Source organism: Paenibacillus sp. FSL R7-0273 (genome assembly GCF_000758625.1).
Lineage (GTDB): Bacteria > Bacillota > Bacilli > Paenibacillales > Paenibacillaceae > Paenibacillus_AQ.
Genome location: NZ_CP009283.1, coordinates 3244981 through 3268260, shown reverse-complemented (window position 1 = coordinate 3268260; position 23280 = coordinate 3244981). Strand labels below are relative to the sequence as shown.

The 23280-nt window shown below is 51.4% G+C and carries 22 protein-coding genes; 10 read left to right on the top strand and 12 right to left on the bottom strand.

The genetic code is table 11. The features are described 5' to 3' along the window. Positions 1-14: 14 nt before the first annotated feature. Positions 15-1151, bottom strand: a complete 1137-nt coding sequence (locus tag R70723_RS14025) for an amidohydrolase family protein (RefSeq protein ID WP_052421313.1) — start codon at positions 1149-1151, stop codon at positions 15-17. 228 nt (positions 1152-1379) lie between these two features. Here R70723_RS14025 and R70723_RS14020 point away from each other — a divergent pair, with 228 nt between their 5' ends. The 5 genes from R70723_RS14020 (at position 1380) to R70723_RS14005 (ending at position 5627) form a co-directional block, all read left to right on the top strand. Next, positions 1380-2957 (top strand): alkaline phosphatase, encoded by a 1578-nt coding sequence (locus R70723_RS14020; protein ID WP_305954243.1) that lies wholly within the window; start codon positions 1380-1382, stop codon positions 2955-2957. 193 nt (positions 2958-3150) lie between these two features. Continuing rightward, positions 3151-3645 carry a hypothetical protein gene (locus R70723_RS34000; RefSeq protein ID WP_231574885.1) on the top strand — a complete coding sequence of 165 codons (495 nt, stop codon included), beginning with the start codon at positions 3151-3153 and terminating at the stop codon, positions 3643-3645. Then, positions 3642-4169, top strand: coding sequence for an ABC transporter substrate-binding protein (locus R70723_RS33995; RefSeq protein WP_231574884.1), 528 nt, complete (start codon positions 3642-3644; stop codon positions 4167-4169). The genes R70723_RS34000 and R70723_RS33995 overlap by 4 nt, the downstream gene beginning before the upstream one ends. Beyond that, on the top strand, positions 4144-4905 hold the full coding sequence (locus R70723_RS14010; RefSeq protein WP_039872884.1) for an ABC transporter permease: 762 nt from the start codon (positions 4144-4146) through the stop codon (positions 4903-4905). The genes R70723_RS33995 and R70723_RS14010 overlap by 26 nt, the downstream gene beginning before the upstream one ends. A gap of 11 nt (positions 4906-4916) precedes the next feature. Beyond that, complete coding sequence (locus R70723_RS14005) at positions 4917-5627, top strand: ABC transporter ATP-binding protein (RefSeq protein ID WP_039872881.1); 711 nt, start codon at positions 4917-4919, stop codon at positions 5625-5627. Between the two features lie 77 nt (positions 5628-5704). Here R70723_RS14005 and R70723_RS14000 read toward each other — a convergent pair whose 3' ends face one another. Next, complete coding sequence (locus R70723_RS14000) at positions 5705-7681, bottom strand: methyl-accepting chemotaxis protein (protein ID WP_039872879.1); 1977 nt, start codon at positions 7679-7681, stop codon at positions 5705-5707. Between the two features lie 206 nt (positions 7682-7887). On the opposite strand from R70723_RS14000, the gene R70723_RS13995 reads away from it, so the two are divergent. Further along, on the top strand, positions 7888-8652 hold the full coding sequence (locus tag R70723_RS13995; protein WP_039872877.1) for a DUF975 family protein: 765 nt from the start codon (positions 7888-7890) through the stop codon (positions 8650-8652). Positions 8653-8703: 51 nt separating this feature from the next. On the opposite strand, the gene R70723_RS13990 is transcribed toward R70723_RS13995, so the two are convergent. After that, complete coding sequence (locus tag R70723_RS13990) at positions 8704-9807, bottom strand: metallophosphoesterase (RefSeq protein ID WP_039872875.1); 1104 nt, start codon at positions 9805-9807, stop codon at positions 8704-8706. 181 nt (positions 9808-9988) lie between these two features. Between R70723_RS13990 and R70723_RS13985 the strand changes: the two genes are divergently transcribed. Further along, on the top strand, positions 9989-11236 hold the full coding sequence (locus tag R70723_RS13985) for an MFS transporter (protein ID WP_039872874.1): 1248 nt from the start codon (positions 9989-9991) through the stop codon (positions 11234-11236). A 128-nt stretch (positions 11237-11364) separates the two neighbouring features. Here R70723_RS13985 and mnhG read toward each other — a convergent pair whose 3' ends face one another. The 7 genes from mnhG to R70723_RS13950 form a co-directional block, all read right to left on the bottom strand. Next, on the bottom strand, positions 11365-11745 hold the full coding sequence (mnhG, locus tag R70723_RS13980) for a monovalent cation/H(+) antiporter subunit G (RefSeq protein ID WP_039872873.1): 381 nt from the start codon (positions 11743-11745) through the stop codon (positions 11365-11367). Then, positions 11720-12013, bottom strand: coding sequence for a Na(+)/H(+) antiporter subunit F1 (locus tag R70723_RS13975; RefSeq protein WP_039872871.1), 294 nt, complete (start codon positions 12011-12013; stop codon positions 11720-11722). The genes mnhG and R70723_RS13975 overlap by 26 nt, the downstream gene beginning before the upstream one ends. Then, positions 12010-12489: a Na+/H+ antiporter subunit E gene (locus tag R70723_RS13970; protein WP_039872869.1), complete on the bottom strand. Its 480-nt coding sequence runs from the start codon at positions 12487-12489 to the stop codon at positions 12010-12012. The genes R70723_RS13975 and R70723_RS13970 overlap by 4 nt, the downstream gene beginning before the upstream one ends. 6 nt (positions 12490-12495) lie before the next feature. After that, positions 12496-13980, bottom strand: a complete 1485-nt coding sequence (locus R70723_RS13965; RefSeq protein ID WP_039872867.1) for a Na+/H+ antiporter subunit D — start codon at positions 13978-13980, stop codon at positions 12496-12498. Then, positions 13977-14312 (bottom strand): Na(+)/H(+) antiporter subunit C, encoded by a 336-nt coding sequence (locus R70723_RS13960; RefSeq protein ID WP_039872865.1) that lies wholly within the window; start codon positions 14310-14312, stop codon positions 13977-13979. The genes R70723_RS13965 and R70723_RS13960 overlap by 4 nt, the downstream gene beginning before the upstream one ends. Continuing rightward, positions 14312-17182 (bottom strand): Na+/H+ antiporter subunit A, encoded by a 2871-nt coding sequence (locus R70723_RS13955; protein WP_039872863.1) that lies wholly within the window; start codon positions 17180-17182, stop codon positions 14312-14314. The genes R70723_RS13960 and R70723_RS13955 overlap by 1 nt, the downstream gene beginning before the upstream one ends. 68 nt (positions 17183-17250) lie before the next feature. After that, the gene (locus R70723_RS13950) at positions 17251-17859 is read right to left on the bottom strand and encodes an adenine nucleotide alpha hydrolase family protein (RefSeq protein ID WP_039872862.1); all 609 of its coding nucleotides are present in this window, start codon (positions 17857-17859) and stop codon (positions 17251-17253) included. 191 nt (positions 17860-18050) lie between these two features. On the opposite strand from R70723_RS13950, the gene R70723_RS13945 reads away from it, so the two are divergent. Then, positions 18051-18605, top strand: coding sequence for a DUF1697 domain-containing protein (locus tag R70723_RS13945; protein ID WP_039872861.1), 555 nt, complete (start codon positions 18051-18053; stop codon positions 18603-18605). A gap of 73 nt (positions 18606-18678) precedes the next feature. Here the strand turns inward: R70723_RS13945 and R70723_RS13940 are convergent, their stop codons facing one another. Further along, entirely contained in the window at positions 18679-19608 is a 930-nt protein-coding gene (locus R70723_RS13940) for a dihydrodipicolinate synthase family protein (RefSeq protein WP_076418256.1), read from the bottom strand. 182 nt (positions 19609-19790) lie between these two features. Here R70723_RS13940 and R70723_RS13935 point away from each other — a divergent pair, with 182 nt between their 5' ends. Beyond that, complete coding sequence (locus R70723_RS13935; RefSeq protein ID WP_039872860.1) at positions 19791-20615, top strand: AraC family transcriptional regulator; 825 nt, start codon at positions 19791-19793, stop codon at positions 20613-20615. Between the two features lie 98 nt (positions 20616-20713). Beyond that, positions 20714-21082 (top strand): hypothetical protein, encoded by a 369-nt coding sequence (locus R70723_RS13930; protein WP_039872858.1) that lies wholly within the window; start codon positions 20714-20716, stop codon positions 21080-21082. A gap of 43 nt (positions 21083-21125) precedes the next feature. Here R70723_RS13930 and R70723_RS32075 read toward each other — a convergent pair whose 3' ends face one another. Beyond that, positions 21126-23279, bottom strand: coding sequence for a M56 family metallopeptidase (locus tag R70723_RS32075; protein ID WP_052421312.1), 2154 nt, complete (start codon positions 23277-23279; stop codon positions 21126-21128). Position 23280: the final 1 nt, after the last annotated feature.

Genomic DNA, 23280 nt, shown 5'->3' with positions numbered 1-23280 from the left:
AAGCTGCTCTGCTATCATCCCTTACCAGCCTGAGCAAGTATTTTTCCTGCTTCCAGCTTGCTCAGGTTGTCCCCGTATGACTTGCCGGTGCTTTTCTCCAATTCACTAACCGCTTTCAGCTGCGTCTCTGTTGCTGGTTGCGCATGTATCAGGCCCATGAGGTTATCCCGGGCGATCATTTGCGCGGTCTCAGGATCACCCAGCAGGTCCAGCATGCGGTACATTGCCTCAATGGCTCTCACCTCTCCGCCCTCCAGTCCATATCCGGAATCCGTGCTGAGCATGAAGCGGTCCGGATATTTGTGAATGACAGGGATAAAGCGTTCCGGCTGCAGCCCCCCTTCAGGATTATAGACAGAGAAGCCGGCAAAAAAATCTGCGTAAAGGTTCGGGTATCGGCCCATCAGTCGGTCAATCTCTTCAGGCGTATTGTAGGCATTTATATGAGCAAAAATGAAGATGGTGTCCGGGTGCTCACTCAAGGCCTGCTCCAGCTTGGCAACAGGCTCACCGTTTGGCGGATCGATATGCAAAAGAATCGGAGCTTTATATTCTGCAATCAGGTCATAAATCTCCGGAAAATAGCCATCCATTGGAGAGTCCGCTTTCCATTCTACATGGGCAAGCGCCGGGGAATAGGTTGACGCAGCTGCAATCTCTCCCAATCCGAAATATCCTTGCTCCAGGTTATCTTTGATAACCTTAAGACACTCCGGATCATGAAGATCAAAGCCGGAAAAATAAGGTATGTAGAGATCGGGATTGCTCTGATAGGCGTGCCAGCTGTAGGAATCCGTCAAAACTGCACTTCGTTCGGAAACATCTCCAAAAAGAACTACGTTTCTCATTTTGTATTTCGCCCAGCTTTCCTCCATTCTTTGAAACTGCTTACCCGATGCATCATGATTATGTGCGTCAACCAGCCCAAGATTCCCGTATGTATCCACTAACTGAGCAAGGTCAGGCTGCTCCATTGACCTTTGTCCGGCCGTATTCTCTGGTGTAACCGCAGGTTCAGCCGCCACGCTTTCGGTAGTAGGTGACGCTTCTGTTGCTGCCGGAGAGCCAGCCTGCCCAGCCGTACAGCCTGTTGCAGCTAGCACCATACAACAAGCCGATACCGCGGCTACAAATGATTTATAATACCCCATTGGACCACAACCTCCCATTTATATAACTACTTTCTATATTACTCCAATTAAATCGTAATATTTACACTTTTTTAACGCTATGAATACGTTCTCTTATCATTTCATGGTTACACTGAGTCCTGTACACCAAATTTTACATACGATAAGGAGGATCTATTCATGTTAAACCGCTTTAACACCCGTGCTGTCAAAATGATGCTCGCTGTCACGACAATTGCTGCTGCTACTATGGGCGGCAGCAGTGCGGCATGGGCTGTAGAAGGTACTGCCGATTCTGTTTCTTCTATTAAAAACGTAATTATCCTGATCCCTGACGGCATGGCTAACGACGCTACTGCTCTGGCCCGCTGGTATAAGGGCTCGGCTCTGACTCTCGACTCCATGGCCAGCGGCATGGTCCGCACGCATTCCGCAGATGCGCCGATCGCCGATTCAGCACCTGCAGGAACTGCCTTTGCTACAGGCCATAAATCACATACAGGTTATGTTGGCGTGCTGCCGGATAAAGCGACTATGCCGGGACTGCAGCCTATCGCACCGGGAGATGCCAAGAAGCCGGTGGCTTCCATTCTGGAGGCATCCAGGCTGGCTGGCAAGGCGACCGGCATTATCGCCACCTCCGAAATCATGCATGCAACACCGGCTGACTTCTCGGCTCATTATCCGGACCGCAAAAACTATGATGCCCTCAGCAAGCAACAGGTCTACAACGGGATGGACGTTGTTCTCGGCGGAGGAAGCAGCTATCTGGAGCCTGCGGGACGCAAGGACGGCGAGAATCTTCTCTCTTCTATTAAAGCACTCGGATATGATTATGTAACAACTCCGGCTGCGATGAAGGCTTCAACCTCCGGCAAGCTGTGGGGGATGTTTGCCCCGGCCGGCATGTCCTACGACATGGACCGTGACCCTGCAAAGCAGCCGAGCCTCGCCGAGATGACGGCAAAAGCAATTGAGGTTCTGTCCAAGGACGAAGACGGCTTCTTCCTGATGGTGGAGGGCAGTAAGGTAGACTGGGCCGCGCACGCCAATGACCCGATCGGTATTATCAGCGATGTGCTGGCCTTCGATGCTGCAGTCAAAACGGCTGTTGATTTTGCCAAAAAAGATACACAAACTGTTGTTGTCGCTGTTACGGATCACCAGAACGGCGGACTTACAATCGGAAATGCAGCAACTTCAGGCACCTATGATAAAGAGCCATTATCCGCCTTCATCGGACCATTGAAAAAAGCCAAGCTAACAGGCGAAGGACTGGAATCCAAGCTGAATGCGAACCGCACCAATATTAAAGCCGTGATGCAGCAATATTTTGGCATTACTGATCTGACCACCGAGGAAGTTGCTGCAATTAAAGACGCCAGCCCCGGCAGCCTGAACTATACCGTTGGACCGATGATCAGCAAGCGTTCCGGCATCGGCTGGACCACCGGCGGCCATACTGGCGGAGATGTTGTGCTTTATACCTACGCTCCGAACAATGACCGTCCCTTCGGTGTCATCGACAACACGGATGTTGCCAAATATATGGCCCGTGTGCTCAATCTTGACCTCGACAGCGTGAGCAAGCAGTTGTTTGTACCTGCCAAGCAGGCCTTTGCCGCCAAGGGTGCTACGTACAAGCTGGATCTGACCGATGCCAAGAATCCAAAGATCCTCGTAACCAAAGGTACTGCTAAGCTGGAGCTGCAAATCTATAAAAACATTGCACTCCTTAACGGCCAAAAGACCGTGCTCGACGGTGTTATTGTCTACAATGGCGTTGAAGCCTTTGTACCGCAGGATGCGGTTGATCTGATTCAATAAGGAATGCCTGCGAGAGGCATTATGTTTAACACAGCTGTCCGGGATTGTTTCCGGGCGGCTTTTTTGCATTCACAATATTTCCAGTCTTCTGTTGCCATAGCAACGGAGACATAATACATACTCTGCTATACTGATACAAATGATATTGATTATCATTATCATAATAAAATAATGTTTGGAAAGGAATTAAGCCATGAACCGTAAATCTTCTTACTCTATTTTTATCAGTCTCCTGTTATGCTTATCCTTTATTTTGAGTGCCTGTGCACAGCAAAAGGAACCTGACACAGCCGATTCTTCTGCCGCACCTGCGGCTGCTCCCATAGAAGAAATGACGATTACAGTTGCCGGACCGCCGTCTCCTCCCTCCTTGCCGATACTCAGAATCATCGAATCCAAGGCGCTGGGCGAATCTGTCAGCATCCATTTTCAGGCCTGGGAATCTATCGATACGCTTACAGCTCTGGCAAACGATGAAAAAGTCAGCTTCCTTGCTCTGCCGCTGAACAATGCTGTAGTGATGTACAACAAAGGCATGGGCCTCTCTCTGATGAATATCAACACATGGTCAGTAATGGGCATGGTAACGACAGATCCTGCTGTACAGGATTGGGCTGATCTCAAAGGGACAACGCTCTATGTACCGATGAAATCCTCGCCGGTTGATATATTACACAGACCTTTTTGAAGCAGAACGGGCTTGAGCCGGGAAAAGATGTTGATCTGCAGTATACCCAACTCGCTGAGGGAGCCCAGTTACTGCTGTCCGGAAAAGCCTCCACCATTGTGAGCATCCAGCCGCAGATTACCGCCATCCAGATGAAAAATGACAAGGTACGCTCCATTGTGGATTATAAAAATGAATGGCAGCAGGTTACCGGGCTGAGCACAGATCTGCCTAACGCCGGCCTTGCCACGAAGCAGTCCGTCCTTACAAGCCAGCCTGAGCTGGTAGCCCGTTTCCAGGAGGAATATCAGAAAGCGCTGGAATGGACGCTCGATCATCCGAAAGAAGCCGGAGAGCTGGCCAATAAATACTTCAAGCTGGATGCCGCTGTAGTAGAAAAAGCAATCCCGCATATGGCTTTGGACTTTGCTTCCGCATCTGACAGCAAGGAGGTTCTGACCACTTATTACCAGACCCTGATGAACTACAGCAAGGACAGCATTGGAGGCAAGCTTCCCGATGAACAGTTCTATTATCAGCCTTAGTAAAAAAGGGGCCTCCCTGCTGGTCCTCTGTCTGCTGTGGCAGTTTGCTGCTCTCCAGATGGACCCGTTTGTCCTGCCTGGACCCCTGGAGACCATCCGTACCTTTCTGAGCTATTTGGGTGATCCGGAGTTCTATTATGCGGTTTACCGGACGCTGCTCAAGCTGCTGATCGGCATGCTCTGTGTGCTGCTGCTGGGCGGAAGCACGGGTCTGCTGATTGGACTCCGCAGAAGCGTGAAGCCCTACCTGGAACCCGTAATCGATATGATGCAGTCCATCCCGCCGATCGCCTGGCTTGGTATCGCCATCATCTGGTTCGGTCTTACGGATGTCCCTTCTATTTTCATCATTGTATTGTCTACTACGCCTGTTCTCGTTGTTAACCTGTACGAAGGCTTTATATCCATTGACAGCAAATTATTACGGATGGCCCAGGTATACCATATTCCCCGTCAGAAGGTTATCCGGCATATCATTCTGCCCTCACTCAGCAGCCACCTGAAGTCTGGAATGATTACAGCAGCCGGACTGGGTTGGAAGCTGGCTGTAATGGCCGAGCTGCTGACCTCCACCGACGGTATCGGCAGCCTGCTGTCGGATGCCAGAACAAACTTAGAGACCGGCCGGGTATTTGCCCTGGCGTTGTTCATGGCTATTTTCTGGAATGTAATCAAGCTGTGCATTATGTATCTGTTCCGCAGCAGAGTAAGTCCGCCCGCTCATTTGAACAAATAAGGATGGGTCTTATGCTTATAACAATGCAAGATGTATCCAAAAGCTATTCCGGAGTACCTGTCCTTGAGAAAATCAACCTTTGCCTGCAGCCGTCAAAAATAATATGTCTGCTCGGTCCGTCAGGTGCCGGTAAATCAACACTGCTAAATATCCTGTCACAGACAGAAGCTGCCGATTCCGGCACGGTAACAGCCAGCTCCGGGCTGAGGCTGTCTTATGTTTTTCAGGAGGATTGCTTACTGCCGTGGTCTACGGTGAGTGAGAATATTGGCTTTGTACGGGATGATGAAGCTGGCACTGCCCAGGCGGAGATCTGCAGCTTTTTGGATGAGGTCGGCCTTTCCGCCTACAAGGATCATTATCCGCATCAGCTGTCCGGCGGGATGCGCCAGCGCTGCTCGATTGCCCGGGCCTTTTATCATGGAGGCAATGTGCTGCTGATGGATGAGCCGTTTCATTCCCTGGACTATCATCTGCGGTTTGATCTGGTGCGCAAGCTGATTATGCTGTGGGAGCACAGGCAATGCGCCATCGTATTTGTAACTCACGACATCGATGAAGCCCTTCTGCTGGGCGATGAAATTCTGATTCTGTCCAGGCATCCCGGGCGAATTGCACAACGGCTTGAGATTAATACTCCGCAGCGCAGCCGGTCCCTGAAGGATCAGGAGCTGATGATGCTCAGAGCTGATATTCTGGATCAGCTGTTAGATGTGCAATAAATTTACCCTCCGCCTATTAAACAGCAAAAGCAGCTGAGTCCGTTAACCGGCTACAGCTGCTTTTGTTGTTTGCTTTTCTATAATTGCGTTTTGAATTTATTTATTTCCTCAAGCAGCTGCTCCGCATTTTCGGTCAGCTCCTTGGCTGTGCCTGATATATTACTGATGGTTGCCGATTGTTCCATAGTAGACGAAGCAGCCTCTTCTGTAGATGCAGCGCTCTGCTCGGCTACAGCTGCCAGACCTGTAATCACATCGGATACCTGGCTTGAACCGGATTTCAGCTCGGTCATGCCATCTGTTATGAAGCTTAGTTTGGCAATGATGTGTTCAACCGATTCACGGATACGGTCAAACGATTCTGCAGTCTCTTCCATAGAGCTCAGCTGGGACTCACTATTTACCCGGAGCTGGTCCAGCTCGTCGGCACTTTGCTGCCCTGCCTCGTTCAGCTCCTTCAGCAGCTGGTCAATCCCGGTAACGGAATGGGAGGACTGCTCGGCCAGCTTGCGGACTTCGCCGGCAACTACAGCGAATCCCCTGCCGTGCTCTCCGGCCCGTGCTGCCTCGATGGAGGCATTTAACGCAAGCAGATTGGTTTGTGCTGCAATGGCCTGAATGCTTCCGGTGATGGATGAAATCTCACTGATCTTGCCCAGCAGCAGCCCGTTGGCGGCTTCCACGCGCCCGGTGTTCTGCTTCCCGGCCTGCACCAGATTGTTCTGGCGGGAAATAGCGCCAATACCGCTCTCCATTGCCTGGTTAACATCCATAACGTTATTTGAAGCGTGTCTCGCCTCATCGACAATCTGGTCAATAACCTCGTTGATATCCGAGACCATTTCAGCGCCAGCCTGGATGGATTCTGCCTGCTCGGATGCCCCTTTTGCGATATCATCAATGACCGCTGAAATTTGTCCGGCAATCTCATTACTGCCCAGAGCATCCTTATACATATTGCGGGAGGAGCCCTGGACTGCCTGGGCCGATTGATTCACCTGGGCAATCAGATTCCGCAGTGAAGCTGCCATTGCGTTAAAAGAATATCCGAGCTGGGCGATTTCATCCCTGCCCTTTACTGCTACCCGGACCGTCAGATCGCCTGCGGCAAGCTGCTCGGCACTTTTTTTCATATTCAGCAGCGGCTTCAATGCTTTTAGCGCAAACAAATAGGCTGCAGCAGCCAAGGCAAGGCTGAACAGGATCACTAAAATAATCAGAAGCTTACGCGTATTCACAAGCTCGGCAAATACCTCTTTTTCAGAGACGGAGGTTCCTACTACCCAGCCTGTGCTCGGGATTTTTTCGTAATAGATTAACTGATTGTTATTGTTGTATACATACTCTGTATGTCCTGAAGGCTGCCTGAGCATTTGCTCTACAAGCTCTGAGTACCCCGGCTGTTCAGCCAGCGGCTTATTCAGCAGCTCCTGCTCCGGGTGGGAGAGAACGACTCCTGTACGGTCCAGCAGAAAGGTAAAGCCGTTCGCCGTCTCAACGGAGCTAATCCGCTGCTTAATCGAATCAAGGGAAATATTCTCTGCCATTGCACCTTTGAACGCGCCAGCCTGATCATGAAGCGGAACCCCTATGTATATGGACTGAATTCCGGCTTTTGTTGTATAAGCATCGCTGATGGTCAGCTTGTCCGCTTCCTTAACAGCCAGATACCAGGGACGCTGCCGCGCATCAAACGAGGCGTCTGGTATAAATCCTGCTCCATCCATATAGGTCCCGTCCTCCAGGCCAAAATAAATGGTTGCGATATCTTCTTTGTTCTCCGGCAGCTGAAAGGCCTGCAAATGCTCCATGCCGATTTCATCGAGCGGAACAGTCTGCTCAATGACCATGCCGAGGGTTTCGATTACTTTAGCATTGATCTGCGCCCAGCCGTCAATTTCAGCAACAGCCTTTTGGACGGTGCCCTTCAGCTGTTCATCAATAGAATCATGTGTCTGCTTCTGGATCAGAAACAATGAAAAGTAGCTTAGCGGCACCGCCAGAATAATACAGATGGATGTTACAAGGATGATCACTTTCGTCTTCAGATTCACGTACATTCCCCTTTTGATATCTTTTTCGTCACATAATATATCGGTTTCTCTGACTATTTCATTACATTTTCATCTCTTTTTCATTAGAAGAATATTTAATTAGATTAACGCCGGCTGTATTTTGTCATTTAGGTTTGTAATAAAGCATAACTTATGTTATCAATTGTAAGACGAAGAATATTATACATACAAAGTGAGGTTTTATTATGTGGGAACGTGCAGATTTAAAACGAAGGGCCAAGAATGTCCTCAGGACCTCGTATTGGAAGGCTTTTGTCGTAAGCTTACTCCTGATTGTGCTTGGAGAAGGCTCCGGTATACCCAGCGCCAGCAATAATCTGAGATCATCCTCAAGCCGCGTAGAATGGCAAAACAGCAGTTACAGCATCGATTGGGGGGTTCTCGGCCCCATCCTGTTTGTCGCGCTGTTCATCATCATTATCATTGTTGTTATCGGCTTCGCCTTTGGCATCCTGCTCGGCTCTCCCCTGATAGTCGGCTCACAGCGGTATTTCAAGCGCTCTGCCGAAGGTGAGGTCAGCATGCGGAACGTCGGTTATGCCTTCCATAAGGACCGGTACTGGGCTATTGTAGGAGCGATGCTCTGGAGAAACTTTTTGCTCTTCTTATGGTTCCTGCTCCTGATCATTCCGGGAATAATAAAATCCTACTCATACAGCCAGGTTCCCTTCATCCTGGCGGACAATCCGCATATCGGATACAGCCGCGCAGTGGACTTAAGCAGACAAATGACACGCGGACATAAGTTCCGTATGTTTGTGCTTGATTTGAGCTTCCTTGGCTGGATTCTGCTCGGGTTACTGGCATTTGGAATCGGCATCCTGTTCGTGCAGCCCTATATCAATGCGACAAAAGCCGAGCTGTACCTGGATCTGCGCCATGATGCGGTTGCTGTCGGACTGACAACGGAGTATGAGCTGAATTTGGCCGAAACGCCTTACTTCAAATGAGATAACAGCCATAACATAAAAAAAGGAGACAGCTCACGCTGCTCCTTTTTTTTATTCTGCAAACTTAACATGTATAGACACAACCTCAGACCGTGACCCGATTCGGATCGGAGGACCCCAGAAGCCGTATCCCGAGGATACAATGGAGTGCATCTGCCCTTTCTGCAGATAACCCCAGTCATTTTCAAAAATGCGAGAGGTAATCAGGTTGGCCGGTGCAATCTGCCCGCGGTGAGTATGGCCGGACAGCATCAGATCAACGCCCTGCCCCTCTGCAATGTCCAGCTCGACCGGCTGATGCTCCAGCATGACTACCGGCTGTGACCGGTCGATTCCCCGGGTCAGAGCAGCAAGGTCTGCCCGCTCATCATCACTGTAATCCTTCCGTCCGACTAGCGTCAGCCAGTCTCCAACCTGTACTGCCTCGTCATAGAGCACCTGCATCCCGCTCTCCTCGAGCAGACTGATCAGCTCCTCTATCTCCCCGTTGAACCGGTCGTGATTCCCCAGCGAGGCATAGACTCCCAGCGGAGCATTGATCTCCGAAAGAATATCACCTATCCCCTTGTTCTTATACGGCACGATATCATCATCTATAATATCACCGGGCAGCAGCACGATATCCGGCTTCAGCGCGTTAATCTCTTTAACCATCCGCTTGGCATGTCCTGCTCCGGACAGATAGCCAAAATGCATGTCAGACGCCATTACAATATGCAGCTCCCCGTTCTCCGGGCCCGGCTTGTCAATTACGATATCGTAAGAGCGGGTTACCGGATTAAAGGCGTTAAAGCTCCCGAACCCGATCAAGACTACAAGCAGCAGTAAAGTGATAATGCCCGACCATTTCTGGACGGCATGACGCGGCAGACGTGAGAGCTTGGTCAGCCAGACAATAAGGTGGATAACCGGCAGAAGAAGAACCGACAAGCTGAACAGGGCCAGCCAATAGCTGCCGATTACACTTAACACCGCTGAGCCCGCTACTACTCTGGATAGAATGAGTGAGCTGGCCAGAAAGACTAGCAAAAGGATATAGACCAGGCGGAATCTGGCTGATACGACGGGCTTAATCCAGCTCCAGCCGCTCCAGCCGATGTAGAACACGATTGCAGCGTACAAAAGGACGAATACGATTCCGAGAATTATAAACATGTTAACCACCTTACTTGTTGGAATGACGACAGCTTTACCCATCTTATCAAGTCTACCGTAACTTCAAGCCCCGCTGCAACTTCAGCATTTCTTCGAGAGCCCCGTTGTTGACATTATTCTATAATTATCATTTAATAGTTTGGACCTTACTATCTCTTACTACTATCCGGAGGACTTCTTCATGTCAAAAACGATTTTTCCGCGGCTGCAGGGAAACAGCCGGGGCTGCCTGACCTTTGAGCCTTTTTTCCTGATCCCGTTCAGCATGTTCTCCACCTACGCTACCTTGTATATGTATGAGCTTGGACTGACAGAGCTGAACATCGGCTGGATCACAACCATCGGACTGATTGTGCAGGTATTCTCTTCCCTGCTGAGCGGATATTTAACCGACCGCATGGGCCGCAAACGGGCCATCCTGTATTTTGATTTGCTCAGCTGGAGTCTGGCTACCTTACTGTGGGCTTTTTCACAAAACCTGTGGTTTTTTGTGGCCGCAGCCATTATCAACGGCTTCCAGCGTGTGCCGCATATTGCCTTTTACTGCCTCATTGTAGAGGACACCAAGCCGTCAGACCGGACTTATGTATTTACCCTGCTGCAGATCATCGGGGTGATCGGAGGGCTGTTCGCCCCGCTCGGCGGCCTGCTGGTGAACCAATACGGCATGGTCACAGGCATGCGGATTATGTATGTAATCGCCTTTCTATTCATGACCTTTCAGTTTGTCGGCCGGCATCTGACAACACGTGAGACTGAGGCAGGGATCCGAAAACGTCAGGAGACCCGTGAACTGGGACTTAGAGAGAGCATGGTCGAATATGGCGGCGCTTTCCGGGAGCTCGGTACCGACCGTAACCTGCTGCTTATCTTTGGTGTGTACATCCTGTTCAACTTCCAGGCAACACTGAAGACGACTTATCTCTCGCTCTATATGGCGGACTATTTACGGCTTGACAGCGGCATCATCTCGCTGTTCCCGGCTGTATCCTCAATCATTATGCTGGTGACGCTCTGGCTGCTTATGCCCAAAATCCCGGATCAGGCTGCCCACCGTGCGATGATGGCCGGCTTCGGACTTTCTGCAGTATCGAATGTCATGCTGGTGCTCTATCCTTCCTCCAGCCTGCTGTGGATCGGGCTCAGCACCATTCTGGCGGCTGTAGGCCTGATGATCAGTTCGCCTTATCTGGAGGCTGCTGTTCAAAACGCCATTGACGATGACAAGCGGGCCAAGGTATTCTCCATGCTGTCTGTGCTGATCCTGTTATTCACCGCACCTGCAGGCATCATTGGCGGCTGGGCTTACAAGCTCGACCCGCGGATTCCCCTGTGGCTCGTCACAGCAGCGTTTATCGTTTCCTACATGATGCTGCACCTATATCTGAAACGCACCAGCCGCAGAGACAATACGCCGCAGTCTGTATAGCGATCTCCCGGCAAGCAGCATGAAGCTGGTTCAGTGTTTTACAAGAAACTCCGGAACATATTCACAAAAAAACAGGGATGCTTCTCAGCCATTCATGGCCTGAAGACATCCCTGTTTCTATCCGTTAGCTAAGCAGTGGGATCGGATTTGACTCTTTCCTTCTCCAGCACATCTTTCAGATCATCCTGGATACGCTTGTTCCAGAGCGGCACCCCAGTCCGGTAAGCGGCCCGCCCTGTCAGATGGGCCGACAACGGAGAAGTCATGAATACGAACACAATTCCCAGCAGCAGCTTCGCGCTGATAAAATCGAGAAAAACAGCAAAGTAGAGAAATGCGCCGCTAAGCACACACAAGACTCCGAGCGTAGCACTTTTGGCAGCGGCATGTGATCTCAGATAGACATCAGGCAGCCGGATCAGCCCAAACGAGCTCACCGCACTAAGCAGCGCCCCTGTCAGAATTAGCAGTGCAAATATCAGTTCAACCGCGGTCTTGATCATCTCCATGCTCAAACACCACTCTCCTTTCAATATATCTGGCAAAGGCCATCGTCCCGATAAAAGAAAGAATGCCGATCAGCAGAATATATTCGATAAAGGATTGAGTCTTAAAGAGCACCGACAGCACCGCAACCATCGCCAGCAGATTAATACCTATGGTATCCAGTGCGGCAACCCGGTCCGGCAGTGACGGCCCTTTAACCAGCCTCCAGGCACAGATGCCGATTGAGATAACCATAATCGAAACCGACAGCATGAGTATAGTGTGAATCATGAGCGGGACACCTCCAGTATGGCACGTTCGAACGTGTTGCGGATGTTGTCTCTAAACTGCTCGGCATCCTTAATATCCATTGCATGAATATACAGGGTCCGGTTATCCTTGGACACCTCCAGCACTACCGAGCCCGGCGTCAGGCAGAGGAGTGTAATGAGTACGGCAACCTCCCAGTCCGACTTCAGCTCTGTAGTGTACATCAGGATGGCCGGACGGATATCAAGATTCGGCCTCAGCACCGCTTTTACCACGATATAACTGGATACGACCAGCTCCCGCAAGAGCAGGACTGCCAGCTTAATAATGGCCCAGCCTTTGCCGAGATACAGCCGTCCGTCGAAGAACCGCCGCAGCCCGAACAGAACGAGAATGCCGAGTACATAGCCGATGATGAAGCCGGAAGCTGTCCAGTCATTATTCAGGAACATCCACAGAAACGCTATCATGAAATTCAATAATATTTGAAAAGCCATCTGCATCTACTCCTTCATGCTCATGACAGCGTTAATGTATTGTGCCGGATCAGCCAGCACGGCACCAGCCTGCATTACAAATCCGTTCACCGTCTCGGCACCGACACCCATCAGAATTACGAGTATAAACAGCACGGCAGCCGGTGCCATCATCGCCTTATAGCGCAGGGGATGAATCTCGTCTTCGCTCCGCTCACCGCCCCAGAACACTTCCTGGAACACCTTAATCAGCGAGTACAGGACAACAAAGCTGGACGCAAGCGCGATCAGGGCCAGGGCTACATGCGCTTCGCCGAAGCCGCTGCGCACCATCATAACCTTTCCTGCAAAGCCGCTAAGCGGCGGCACGCCTACCAGAGCCAGCGTCAGGATAAAGAACATCCATCCGGTCCACGGGTATCTGCGGATCAATCCGCCCATCTGCTTCAGCTGTTCTGTTCCCGAGGCTGCAAGAATCATGCCGCCCAGGAAGAACAGCAATGCCTTGGCAATCATGTCATGCATCAGATAGAACACAACCCCGTTTAGAGAATCCTGGGTCAGGACAGATATACCAAAAGCAAGGAAGCCTACGCTGATAATAATATTATAGTTGAATATCCGGCTTAGATCGCTGTAGGCCAGCGCTCCAACCGCTCCGAGAATCATCGTTGCCCCGGCCATCCAGCCCATCAGGGAATGCGTCAGACCCGTATCATGAATAAAGATCAGTGTGAAGGTGCGTGTGATGGCGTAGAGCCCAACTTTGGTCAGCAAAGCTCCGAACAAGGCCCTCACCGCGAGCGGAGGCGCACTGTAGGAATCAGGAAGCCAGAAGAACAGCAGCAGTCCTGCTTTGAGCGAGAACACCAGGAGCAGCAGCACGGCAATAACATTCATCACACCGCCCTGCCCCGCTTCAGCTACCCGCATGGCCAGATGAGCCATATTCAGCGTGCCTGTTGCTGCATAAAGATAAGCAATCGCAGCTACAAACAAGCTGGACGAGAGCACATTGACCAGAATGTATTTTAACGTTTCACGCAGCTGGACTCTCGTGCCTCCCAGCACAATCATGGAGTATGAAGCGACCAACAGCACCTCGAAGCATACGAACAGGTTAAACAGGTCACCCGTAAGAAAAGATCCGGAAACGCCGGTTAGCAGGAAATGGAAGAATACATAATAGTAAAAGCGCTCCCGCTCTTCCCCGATGCTGGCAAAGGAAAAGAACAGGCAGGCCGCCCCGACTATGGAAGTCGTCAGGACAAGCAGTGCTGCAAACATGTCAGCTACAAAGACGATCCCGTAAGGCGGCATCCAGCCCCCCATGTACAGCGTCTGAATGCCTTCCGTATGAACCTGGTAGACAATTAAGGCAGCAACAGCAATATTGATAAATCCGCTGACAGCACTGATTATGCGCTGCAGGCCGATTCTATCCTTCAGAAAAATAAGGATAACCGCCGTCAAGGCCGGAATCAGCAGAGGCATTACAAGCAGATTGTTCATTCTCTCTCCCCCCTGCTTCCTTCCACATCATCCATGCCCGCCGAGCGGTAAGCCCGGTAAGCCAGAACGATGAAGAATGCGGATACCCCGAAGCTGATAACAATCGAAGTAAGGATAAGCGCCTGAGGCAAAGGATCGACATAGGCATCGGCATTCTCGCCAAGCAGCGGAGAAGCGCCTGTCTTCAGGCCGGCCATGGTCAGCAGCAGCAGATGGACACCGTGAGTAATCAGCGTAGTGCCAAGCAGGATGCGGAGCAGGCTTTTGGAGAGGACAAGATACACACCTACTGTAAACAGGACACCGATCGCCAGGGCAATAAGGAGTTCCATCAGTTATCCCTCCCGATCGTAAAGATAATATTCATGGTGACACCGATGACAGACAGGTATACACCCAAATCGAACAGCATCGCCGTAGTCAGCTCCGTCTTGCCCATCACCGGCAGCTCGAAATAAGCAAAGGCCTGGCTGAGGAAAGGCACATCAAAGAAAAAGGAGCCTATCCCGGTAAGGAATGCCATCAGAATGCCTACCCCGATTAAAATACGGTAATTGACAGGCAGCACCTTTTCCACGAAATCCATACCGAATGCAATAGCCAGCAGCACAAGCGCCGCTGCGGCCATCAGGGCTCCGATAAAGCCTCCGCCCGGATTGTTATGCCCGGCAAAGAACAGATACAGCGAGAAGGTTATGATGATTACAAAAGCCACCTTGGCTACCGACTGGAGCAGCACATCGTTACTGCGGGAGTAACGCGGCTTCTCATCGTCGAACATGCTTTTTATGGCAGCAGGCTTATTGTCCGGCTCAACCTTCAGCTTGATCATGGAATAGATCGCCAGTGAGGCCAGACCCAGCACCGTGATTTCAAACATGGTATCGAATCCGCGGAAATCTACAAGCAGCACGTTGACGATATTTTTACCGCCGCCCAGCTTATAGCTGTTCTCGGTATAAAAGCTTGAGATCGATTCGAACGGGCTGCTGTCAAGAGCCGCCAGTGCCACCATGGTCATGGTCGCCCCGAAGCCGATGGAAATGATCAGCTTAGGAAGCTTCAGCCGGAATTTGACCTTCTCACGGCCCAGTCTAGGCAGATGGCGGAAGCACAGCAGGAACAGGGTTACCGATACTACTTCAACAATCATCTGGGTCAGCGCCAGATCAGGGGCCCGGAACAGGACAAAGAGTAAAGTTACCATGTAGCCTACCATACCCGTGAGCAGAATCGCCGACACTCTCGATTTGGCAAAAGGTATAGCTACTGCACCTGTCAGCATAACGAGCACCGCAACAACCTCAAAGAAGGAAATCGGCGCATATTGGCCTTGCCCTAGCGTGATACCGTCTGTATACAGCAAAGCGCCGCCTACAATTACAATGATCAATGTGAAAATATACATCAGATAGTGGCGCATGGAGCCTGTCATATAGAGACTGGTAATGGAACGTGAAGACCGTTCAACCAGCCGGATGCTGCCGTCATAGACCTGGTTCAGCGTAACGCCTCTGCCCCTGCCCCACTCTCTGTCAACAAGACTGAGACGGCCGTAAACCCGGTACACAACAATACCGAGAACAATAACGCCGAGCGTCATCCATACTTCAGTGTTAAACCCATGCCAGAAATAGATATTTACGTAAAAAGGCGAGCTTGCTGCGATCTGCGGATGAATTGCGTTCATTCCCGGTACAATGAGCGTCTTAGACAGCATGTTGGGGAATAATCCGGTCACAACCGCCAGCAGTGCCAGCAGGATTGGTGACAGCAGCAGGCCGAATGGCGCCTCATGCGGTTTTTTATCCAGCTTCTCCGGCTGAAATTTGCCAAAGAAGGTATGGAAGACCATAATCATGCTATAAGCAAAGGTAAATATGCTCGCAATCCAGGCTACCACCGGAACAATGGTAAACAGCGATTGCGCACTCAGAATATCAAGCTCCCTGATATTCAGAACGGCAGTAAAGAACATCTCCTTGCTTAGGAAGCCGGCGAACGGCGGAAGGCCAGCCATCGAGAAGCTGCCGATCAGCGCAACGGTAAAGGTTACAGGCATCAGTGAGACCAGCCCGCCCAGCTTGCGCAGGTCACGTGTATTCGTCTCATGGTCGACAATTCCGACAACCATGAACAGTGAGCCTTTGAAAATGGCATGATTAAATAAATGAAATAATGCTGCCGTTGTTGCGGCGGTAAAGTATACAGCCTCTTCACCCGTATAGAATGAAGCTGCTGATCCCATTCCCAGTAGTCCCATAATCAGTCCAAGCTGACTGATTGTAGAATAGGCTAATAGAGCCTTCAGGTCCGTCTGCTTCATCGCCTGGATCGATCCATAGATCAAGGTGATCAGGCCGACACCCGACACAATCCAAAACCACTCATATTGCCCCGCAAACACCGGACTGAAACGTGCGACCAGATAAAGGCCGGCTTTGACCATGGTTGCCGAGTGCAGATAGGCACTGACCGGAGTCGGTGCTTCCATTGCATCCGGCAGCCAGATGTGAAACGGAAACTGGGCTGATTTGGTGAAGGCGCCCAGCAGAATCAGAAGCATCGCAGGAATAAACAGTGCCTGCCCGCTGATGTCACCAGCCTGGCTCCAGATCTCACGGATACTGAAGGTGCCGGTCATGACGTACAGCATCAGGAAGCCGGCGAACATCGCCAGACCGCCAAAGACCGTAATCAGCATGGACTTCAGTGCGCCGTAACGTGACTTCTGTCTGCGGTGCCAAAAAGCAATCAGCAGGAAGGAGGATACGCTGGTCAGCTCCCAGAAGCCGTACAGCACCATCAGATTATCGGACAATACAACGCCCAGCATAGCTCCCATAAATAACATCAGATAGACATAGAACGGGGTCAGCTCTTCTTTGCGTTTGTCCAGATAATAGATCGAATAGATAATAACCAGCGCACCCATTCCTGTAATTAACAATGTGAACAGTAAGCTTAAACCATCCAGGTGGAACACCAGATCAATGCCAAGGGACGGAATCCATGATACAGTCTCGTACCCGGAATCTCCTCCCTTGATGACCGGTATGCGGGTCAAGAAATAAACGAATAACGCCAGCGGGCCTGCAAGCACCAGCCACCCTCTGTGGAGCCGGGGCAGCTTCCCGCGTAGAAGCGCTATCATTAGGGCCAGCAGAAACGGAACAAGAACGGTTATATGAAGCAAAGGCAAGCCTCCTTTTCCACCCAGTATTTGTTAAGTTGTGAACATTGGAACTTACTCCCAGAGGACAAGACCGGCTACAGCGGGTCTGTCAAAATCCCCTCGCAGATATGCAAGTATCTCGCTTTACCATCTTGCTCAATTTTGAACAAGCCATTCTCGAATTCGGTGTGCAGCTCGTGGAAAAATTTACCCTTGATGTAATCGGTCCCTTCCGGCTCATCACTAAGCTGGTATACGCCGCCATTCTGCACCAGGTAGGAGATAACACCCTCCTCATGGGTTTCCTCAAGGCCTGCACGCATCCGCTGTACAGCTACGACATGCAGATCCATCATCTTCATCTTGCTGATCAGCTCATTGACAAAGTTGCGCTTGGTCAGCTCCTGCCACAGCGTCTGCGCGGACTGTCCGATAATTATCTGGGTTACTTCCTTTTCTTCAGCTGCTTCGACAATAACATCAGTTGTCTTGCGGCCTCTCCGTTTACGGATCATGAATTCAGCTCCGGCTTCCTCAGCCAGACGTTTCCAGACAGCCATAAACATTTCCTTGCTCTGATTGTATTCATCAGTGTCGGAACTATCGACGTTGAGCACGTAAAGCGGTGCCCCGATTAGCTCAGACAGGTGGACACCACGCCGGATTAAACGCTCTCCGTGCGGACCGTAATGAACACATACCATAATCTTTTCCTTGTGAATGACCTTCGCCCTCCTGTTTGAAATGGGTTAGAAATACAAAAGGAGCCTACTGGCGTAAGGCCCCTTTCTGTTGTTCTTAACCCTTAAATGTTATATTTAAAGTATATCGATTAAGATACTGTTTGTAAAGTTTACGGACATGAAAAAGACGAACAACGAAGGCGGGAAACCCTATGATCTATGTTGCCTTACTGCGCGGAATTAATGTAGGCGGGAATAATATTATCAGCATGAAGCTGCTTAAGCAGACGTTTGAGCAGGCCGGGATGACCTCGGTAACCACCTATATTAATTCGGGAAACATTATTTTTGCTGCCGGTGATCATCCCCAGGAGGCTCTGCCGGAGCTGCTTGAACAAGCCATTCTGAAAGATTTCAGCCTGGACATTAAAGTTTTACTCCGGAGCTTGGAGCAGATGCGCACCGTTATTGCTGCGCTGCCGGATGCCTGGAGCAACGATGACACGCTGAAAAGTGATGTTATGTTTCTGTGGGAGGAGGCGGATGCAGAAGCCGTCCTGGAGGAGCTGCCGCTGAAGCCGGGGATCGGCACACTCCTGTACGTTCCAGGCGCAGTATTGTACTCCGTAGAACGCGGAAATGTCACCAAAAGCGGAATGGCCAAGCTGATCGGCACCAGGGTATACAAGCTCATGACCGTCCGCAATGTGAATACTACCCGTAAGATTTACCAGCTTATGCTGGCGGCGGAAGCGCAGCTGGCATAAATAAGCCAGAGCCTGGCGGCAGCTGCCGGCTCTGGCCGATCGGGGTACAGCTCAGGCTGTCTGCCTCAGCACGCTACCTGTCTGCAAGGAAGGTTTGCCGGAACAGGCGGCTAAGCTTCAGGAACTGATCAACCTCCAGCCGGTGAACCGGTTTGAGCTCATCACTGCTTCTCGCCCTTGAATGAAGAGTCAGCTTAAGGCCCTCCTGCTGCAGCAGATATTTGGCATTGACCGGATAGTGGCGCCCCTCAAATAAATGGAGCGGCCCGAGAAGGGTCTGCAGCTGCTCCGCACGCTCCTCCTCCTGCTGCCACCTGCGGGCAATCCATACATATAAATCAAGATGGAAGTTGGTTAATATTCCGCTGTAGCCGTGTGCCCCTGCCTGTAATGATCCCAGGTAGGAGGTGCCGTTAGCATTATAGATCTTGAGCGGCGTCCCCTGAACAGCGTCAACCTTCTGTCTGATCTGCTCCAGATCACAGCTTGTCTCCTTAAGGAAGAAGAAACGCCCGGTTTGTGCGCACCATTGCAGCAGCTCCGGAGTCAGCAGCCGGTGGTAAGGAACCGGACATTCGTACAGGCCCAGCTTTACATCCGGCAGCCTTTCCATAATGGCCAGAAGGTTGCTTTTCCATACCTCAACATCGTCCTCAGGTCCGGCAATCCGGCTGGTTACAAGAACAACTGCGTCGACTCCGGTCTTGGCCATTGCCGACAGCTCAGTGAGCTGCTCCTCCAGATCATCTGAATTGTGTCCGGAAGCCACTACCGGAACTCTCCCGGCTGTCTTTTCAACTACAAAGCGGGCCAGTGCTATTCTCTCTTCGAGCGACAGAAAGAGCATTTCACTGGACAGGCATACTGCGAATAAACCGTGGACTCCCTTGTCCAGATACCATTCAATCAGCTCCTCCAATGCTGCATAGTCTATCTCATTCTCCTCCGTAAACGGAGTAAGCATAACCGGCCATACACCGTCCGGCAGTAAATGATTATCCAATACAAGTGCCTCCTCACAGCTGGCAATTCCCTTTCTCAGGGATGGCAGCCTCCTGGTATAATAGCTAGAAGTCTACTTCTAGTATAGGCTTGTAAGCGTTACATCTGAATGTCATAATAACGCCGATTCATGGCATCATGTCATCATGCATATCGTGCGGAGAGAGTGAAGGTGCTGCTGAAATGGATATTGTGCAATACCAGTTTTCTAATTTTTCCAACATTCATAACGTCGATCTGAAATTATACTATTGCGGAACGGAGAAATGCCTGTCAGGTCATGAGGTGGGCCCGATGGTCCGTGATTATTACAAAATTCATTACATCCACAGCGGAAAAGGAGAGTTCCGGACCGGCGGTAAGTCATACAGCCTGGAGAAAGGACAGGGGTTTCTGATCAGTCCGGAGAATCTGTCCTATTACTGTGCTGACCCTGAAGACCCCTGGACCTATTCCTGGGTTGCCTTCAATGGCATGCAGGTGGAATACTATCTCAAACGGTCGCAATTATCGGATGAACAGCCTGTATTCAGCTCTGGCCGTGACGAATATATTCAAGCCTGCTTTCTGGAAATGTTCAAGGCGACAGAGCATACGCTGACCGATGAGCTCCGGCTGCTGGGTGCGCTCTATTCTTTCCTGTCTGTCATACTGGACCCGGCGTCTGTGCCGGCCGGCTCTACCGGAGCCAAAGGCCACTATGTGGAGCAGACGATTGCCTTCATTGAGCAGGAATACGCAACGGATCTGACAGTCGGCCAGCTGGCTGAACGGCTTAGAATTAACCGCAAATATCTGTCTAAAGTCTTCAAGGATGCTACAGGTGTAACGCCGCAGCAGTACGTTATTCTGTACAGGATGAACCGGGCCGGCGAGCTTATCCGCAAGTCTGCCCTTTCCATCAGTGAAATTGCCTGCAGCGTCGGCTATAAAGACCAGTTCCAGTTCTCCCGCATGTTCAAAAAAGTAATGGGGGCTGCCCCCCGCGATTACCGGAATTCCTGCTGAATGGACGTGTGTGCACTGCAGAACCGCCGGCTGCTGCATATGCTGGATGATGACATGCCGGAAGGATCAGGCATCAGTCTAACAAGGAGGAATGCATCATGCCAGCTATCAAACGTTCTGCCGTTTATCCCAGATTAACGGTATACAGTCAAGAGAATTTCCGCGGACGCCGCCGTATTTACCGGGGAAATCTCGGCTTTGCTGATGTGGACACAGTCCTCACGGGGATTGAAAGCCTGCGCTTCTTCTCGCTGAATCCGGGTGCAACGCTTGTGCTGTTTGACCGCTCCTCATTCCGGGACAATTTCGTCATTCTGCGCGGAAACCGCAGCATCCGTGAGCTTGACGATATTCTGCGCCGCGGGGATGTTGAATCGCTGATCTCAACCAATCAGAGGCTGACAGCGGCGCAGGTCCGTGCCATCCAGCGTAAAGGAACCCTGCCGGCAGGCTACAGGCTGCTATGAGCATAAAGGCCGCACCTTATAATAAAGGTGCGGCCTTCTTTTTTTATGGCAGATAGCGCTCCGCTATCCGGATCACCTTGCCGTCCTGTGTTGTAACGGTGCACAGCATTCCGAAGTCGGCCATTAAGTCCAGCCGCTCTACAAATTCCGTCTTGCTGACTGTCTTTGGCGTTGCGCCATCCATTACAGCAAACTCCGCCTGTTCAGACAGCTCCAGGGGGTCCTTGATAGCAAGCTTATTAAGGACATAGAAGCCTCCCGGCATATCTTGCTCCGGATCAATACCCAGCCTCCGCAGCCGGGCAGGATCATCATTATCTGTAAGCCATTCGGCATTATCAAATTTAAATCCGGGCTCCGTGAGCGTCATGCCGCTGACATAGCCAAGCAGCTCACTTACGGGTGATATAGTGAAATCGGCTGCTGTTGCGGGAATCTGCAGGCCAATCTTCTCCTTGGCAAGATTCCAGCCAAGCTCCTCCTGCACGAAGCTGGCTGCGACCGTCTGAGGGTCCAGCAGGTCAGCCGCCTTTTGCCCTTGGTCTGCCTCTGCCTGCAGCCCGGCAAAATACTCCGCTGAAGGGAGGGCTGTATCCGGAGTCTCGTAATACTCATAGCCGTTGCCGTCTTTCCAGCGCTCAACAACCCAGATGCCGGAATTGCCCTGGACAGCCGGCTGGGACAGCAGCAGGTGGGCTGTTGTTCCGTCCGACATCACAAACTTTGCAATTGCATGATTACCGCTGTACGTTTCATGGTCCAGCACCCCTTTACCCTCGAAATAAGCCTGCAGGCCCGTTTCCCGTCCGGCCGGAATGCCCAGATCATACGCTCCGGTCCAGATTACCCCCTCGTAACGCGGTGTATTTCCTTCATAGGCGAACACAAGCACCGGCTTGCCCATTGAGCTATCCTCGGTAATTTTGCCGTCAATCTCGTTCATTCCGCCGGCCAGAGGCAGCCTGCTGATATCCTCCGGCTCCAGCCGGTATTCCAGCCGCCACAGCTCAAGCGGCTCAGGCAGCAGCCCCTCTACCCGGCCCGCCTGCTCGAACACAGTCATCTCGCTGTCAACAATGACAGCCCCGCTTATCCGGTTCTCTATCCCGGCTATCTGCTCGGTAATATATTGCTTGGCATAATCTGCTTCGGTCATCCTGTGTGACCGCAGATTTCCCGTTAATCCGGCAATAGCAACAGTTATAATGACTAACGCAACGGCGGAGATAACCACCAGGAAGGATGGCTTCCGGTAATTCAGGACATTCCTGATCCGCCCTTTTGTGCTGTTCTCCCCAAAAGCAAGCGGAGTCCGTCCGGGAAATGCCCGGCCGGTGGACAGTGCAAGCAGCGAGGTGGAATATTCCTTCTTAATGCTGCTGCCCAGCTCCCGGATCACCGCCTCATCACAGGATTTCTCCATATCCTCATCCATGAGGCGGACAGCCAGCCAGACCAGCGGATTGAACCAGTGCAGGCAGAGTGCGGCAAAAGCAGCCAGCTTCGCCAAATGGTCAAGTCTCCTGATATGGACCTGCTCATGCCGGAGGATATATCCCCGCTCATGCCCTCCAAGCCCGGATGGCAATATGATCCGGGGTCTTATAACTCCGAATACAAACGGCGTTTGGGCTCTGCTCCACTCATAGATGCGGCCGCCCTCATGCCGCGCCCCTTTTAATTGTCTGTTAAGCCGGATGGCGGAGAATAGTCCCGCGGACAGCATAACCGCTGCCCCGCCGAGCCAGATGTATACTGCTGCTGTCTTCCAGCGATCTGCCGCTGAAGGTTGTACTGCTGTATCAGGCGTTGAACCAGCTGTTCCGGTGACTGCAGAAGTATTCAGCATATCCTGGCCGTCTGCCCCTGCTGTGATACCTCCGGTATCATTGTTTCCTGTATGGGCTGCAGCTCCGGCAGTTTCCTGCCCCGTATCTGTAAGGGGCTGTACTTCGGTCTGCAAGCCGGAGGCTGTCTGCAGAGTGCCCGTCCCTGACTCAGGCAGCAGTGCCGGAATCAGACTATATGGAGTTTCAAAGGTCAGCGGACAGAGCAGACGGAACAACACCGCGAACCAAAGAACATACGAGAGCACTTTCGGAGCCTTGCGAAGCAGCAGCCTGGCAACCAGCACAAGCAGGATGACATAGCTGGCAGTTATACTCATCTGCAGAACGGTTTGAAAAAAGGCCGGCATG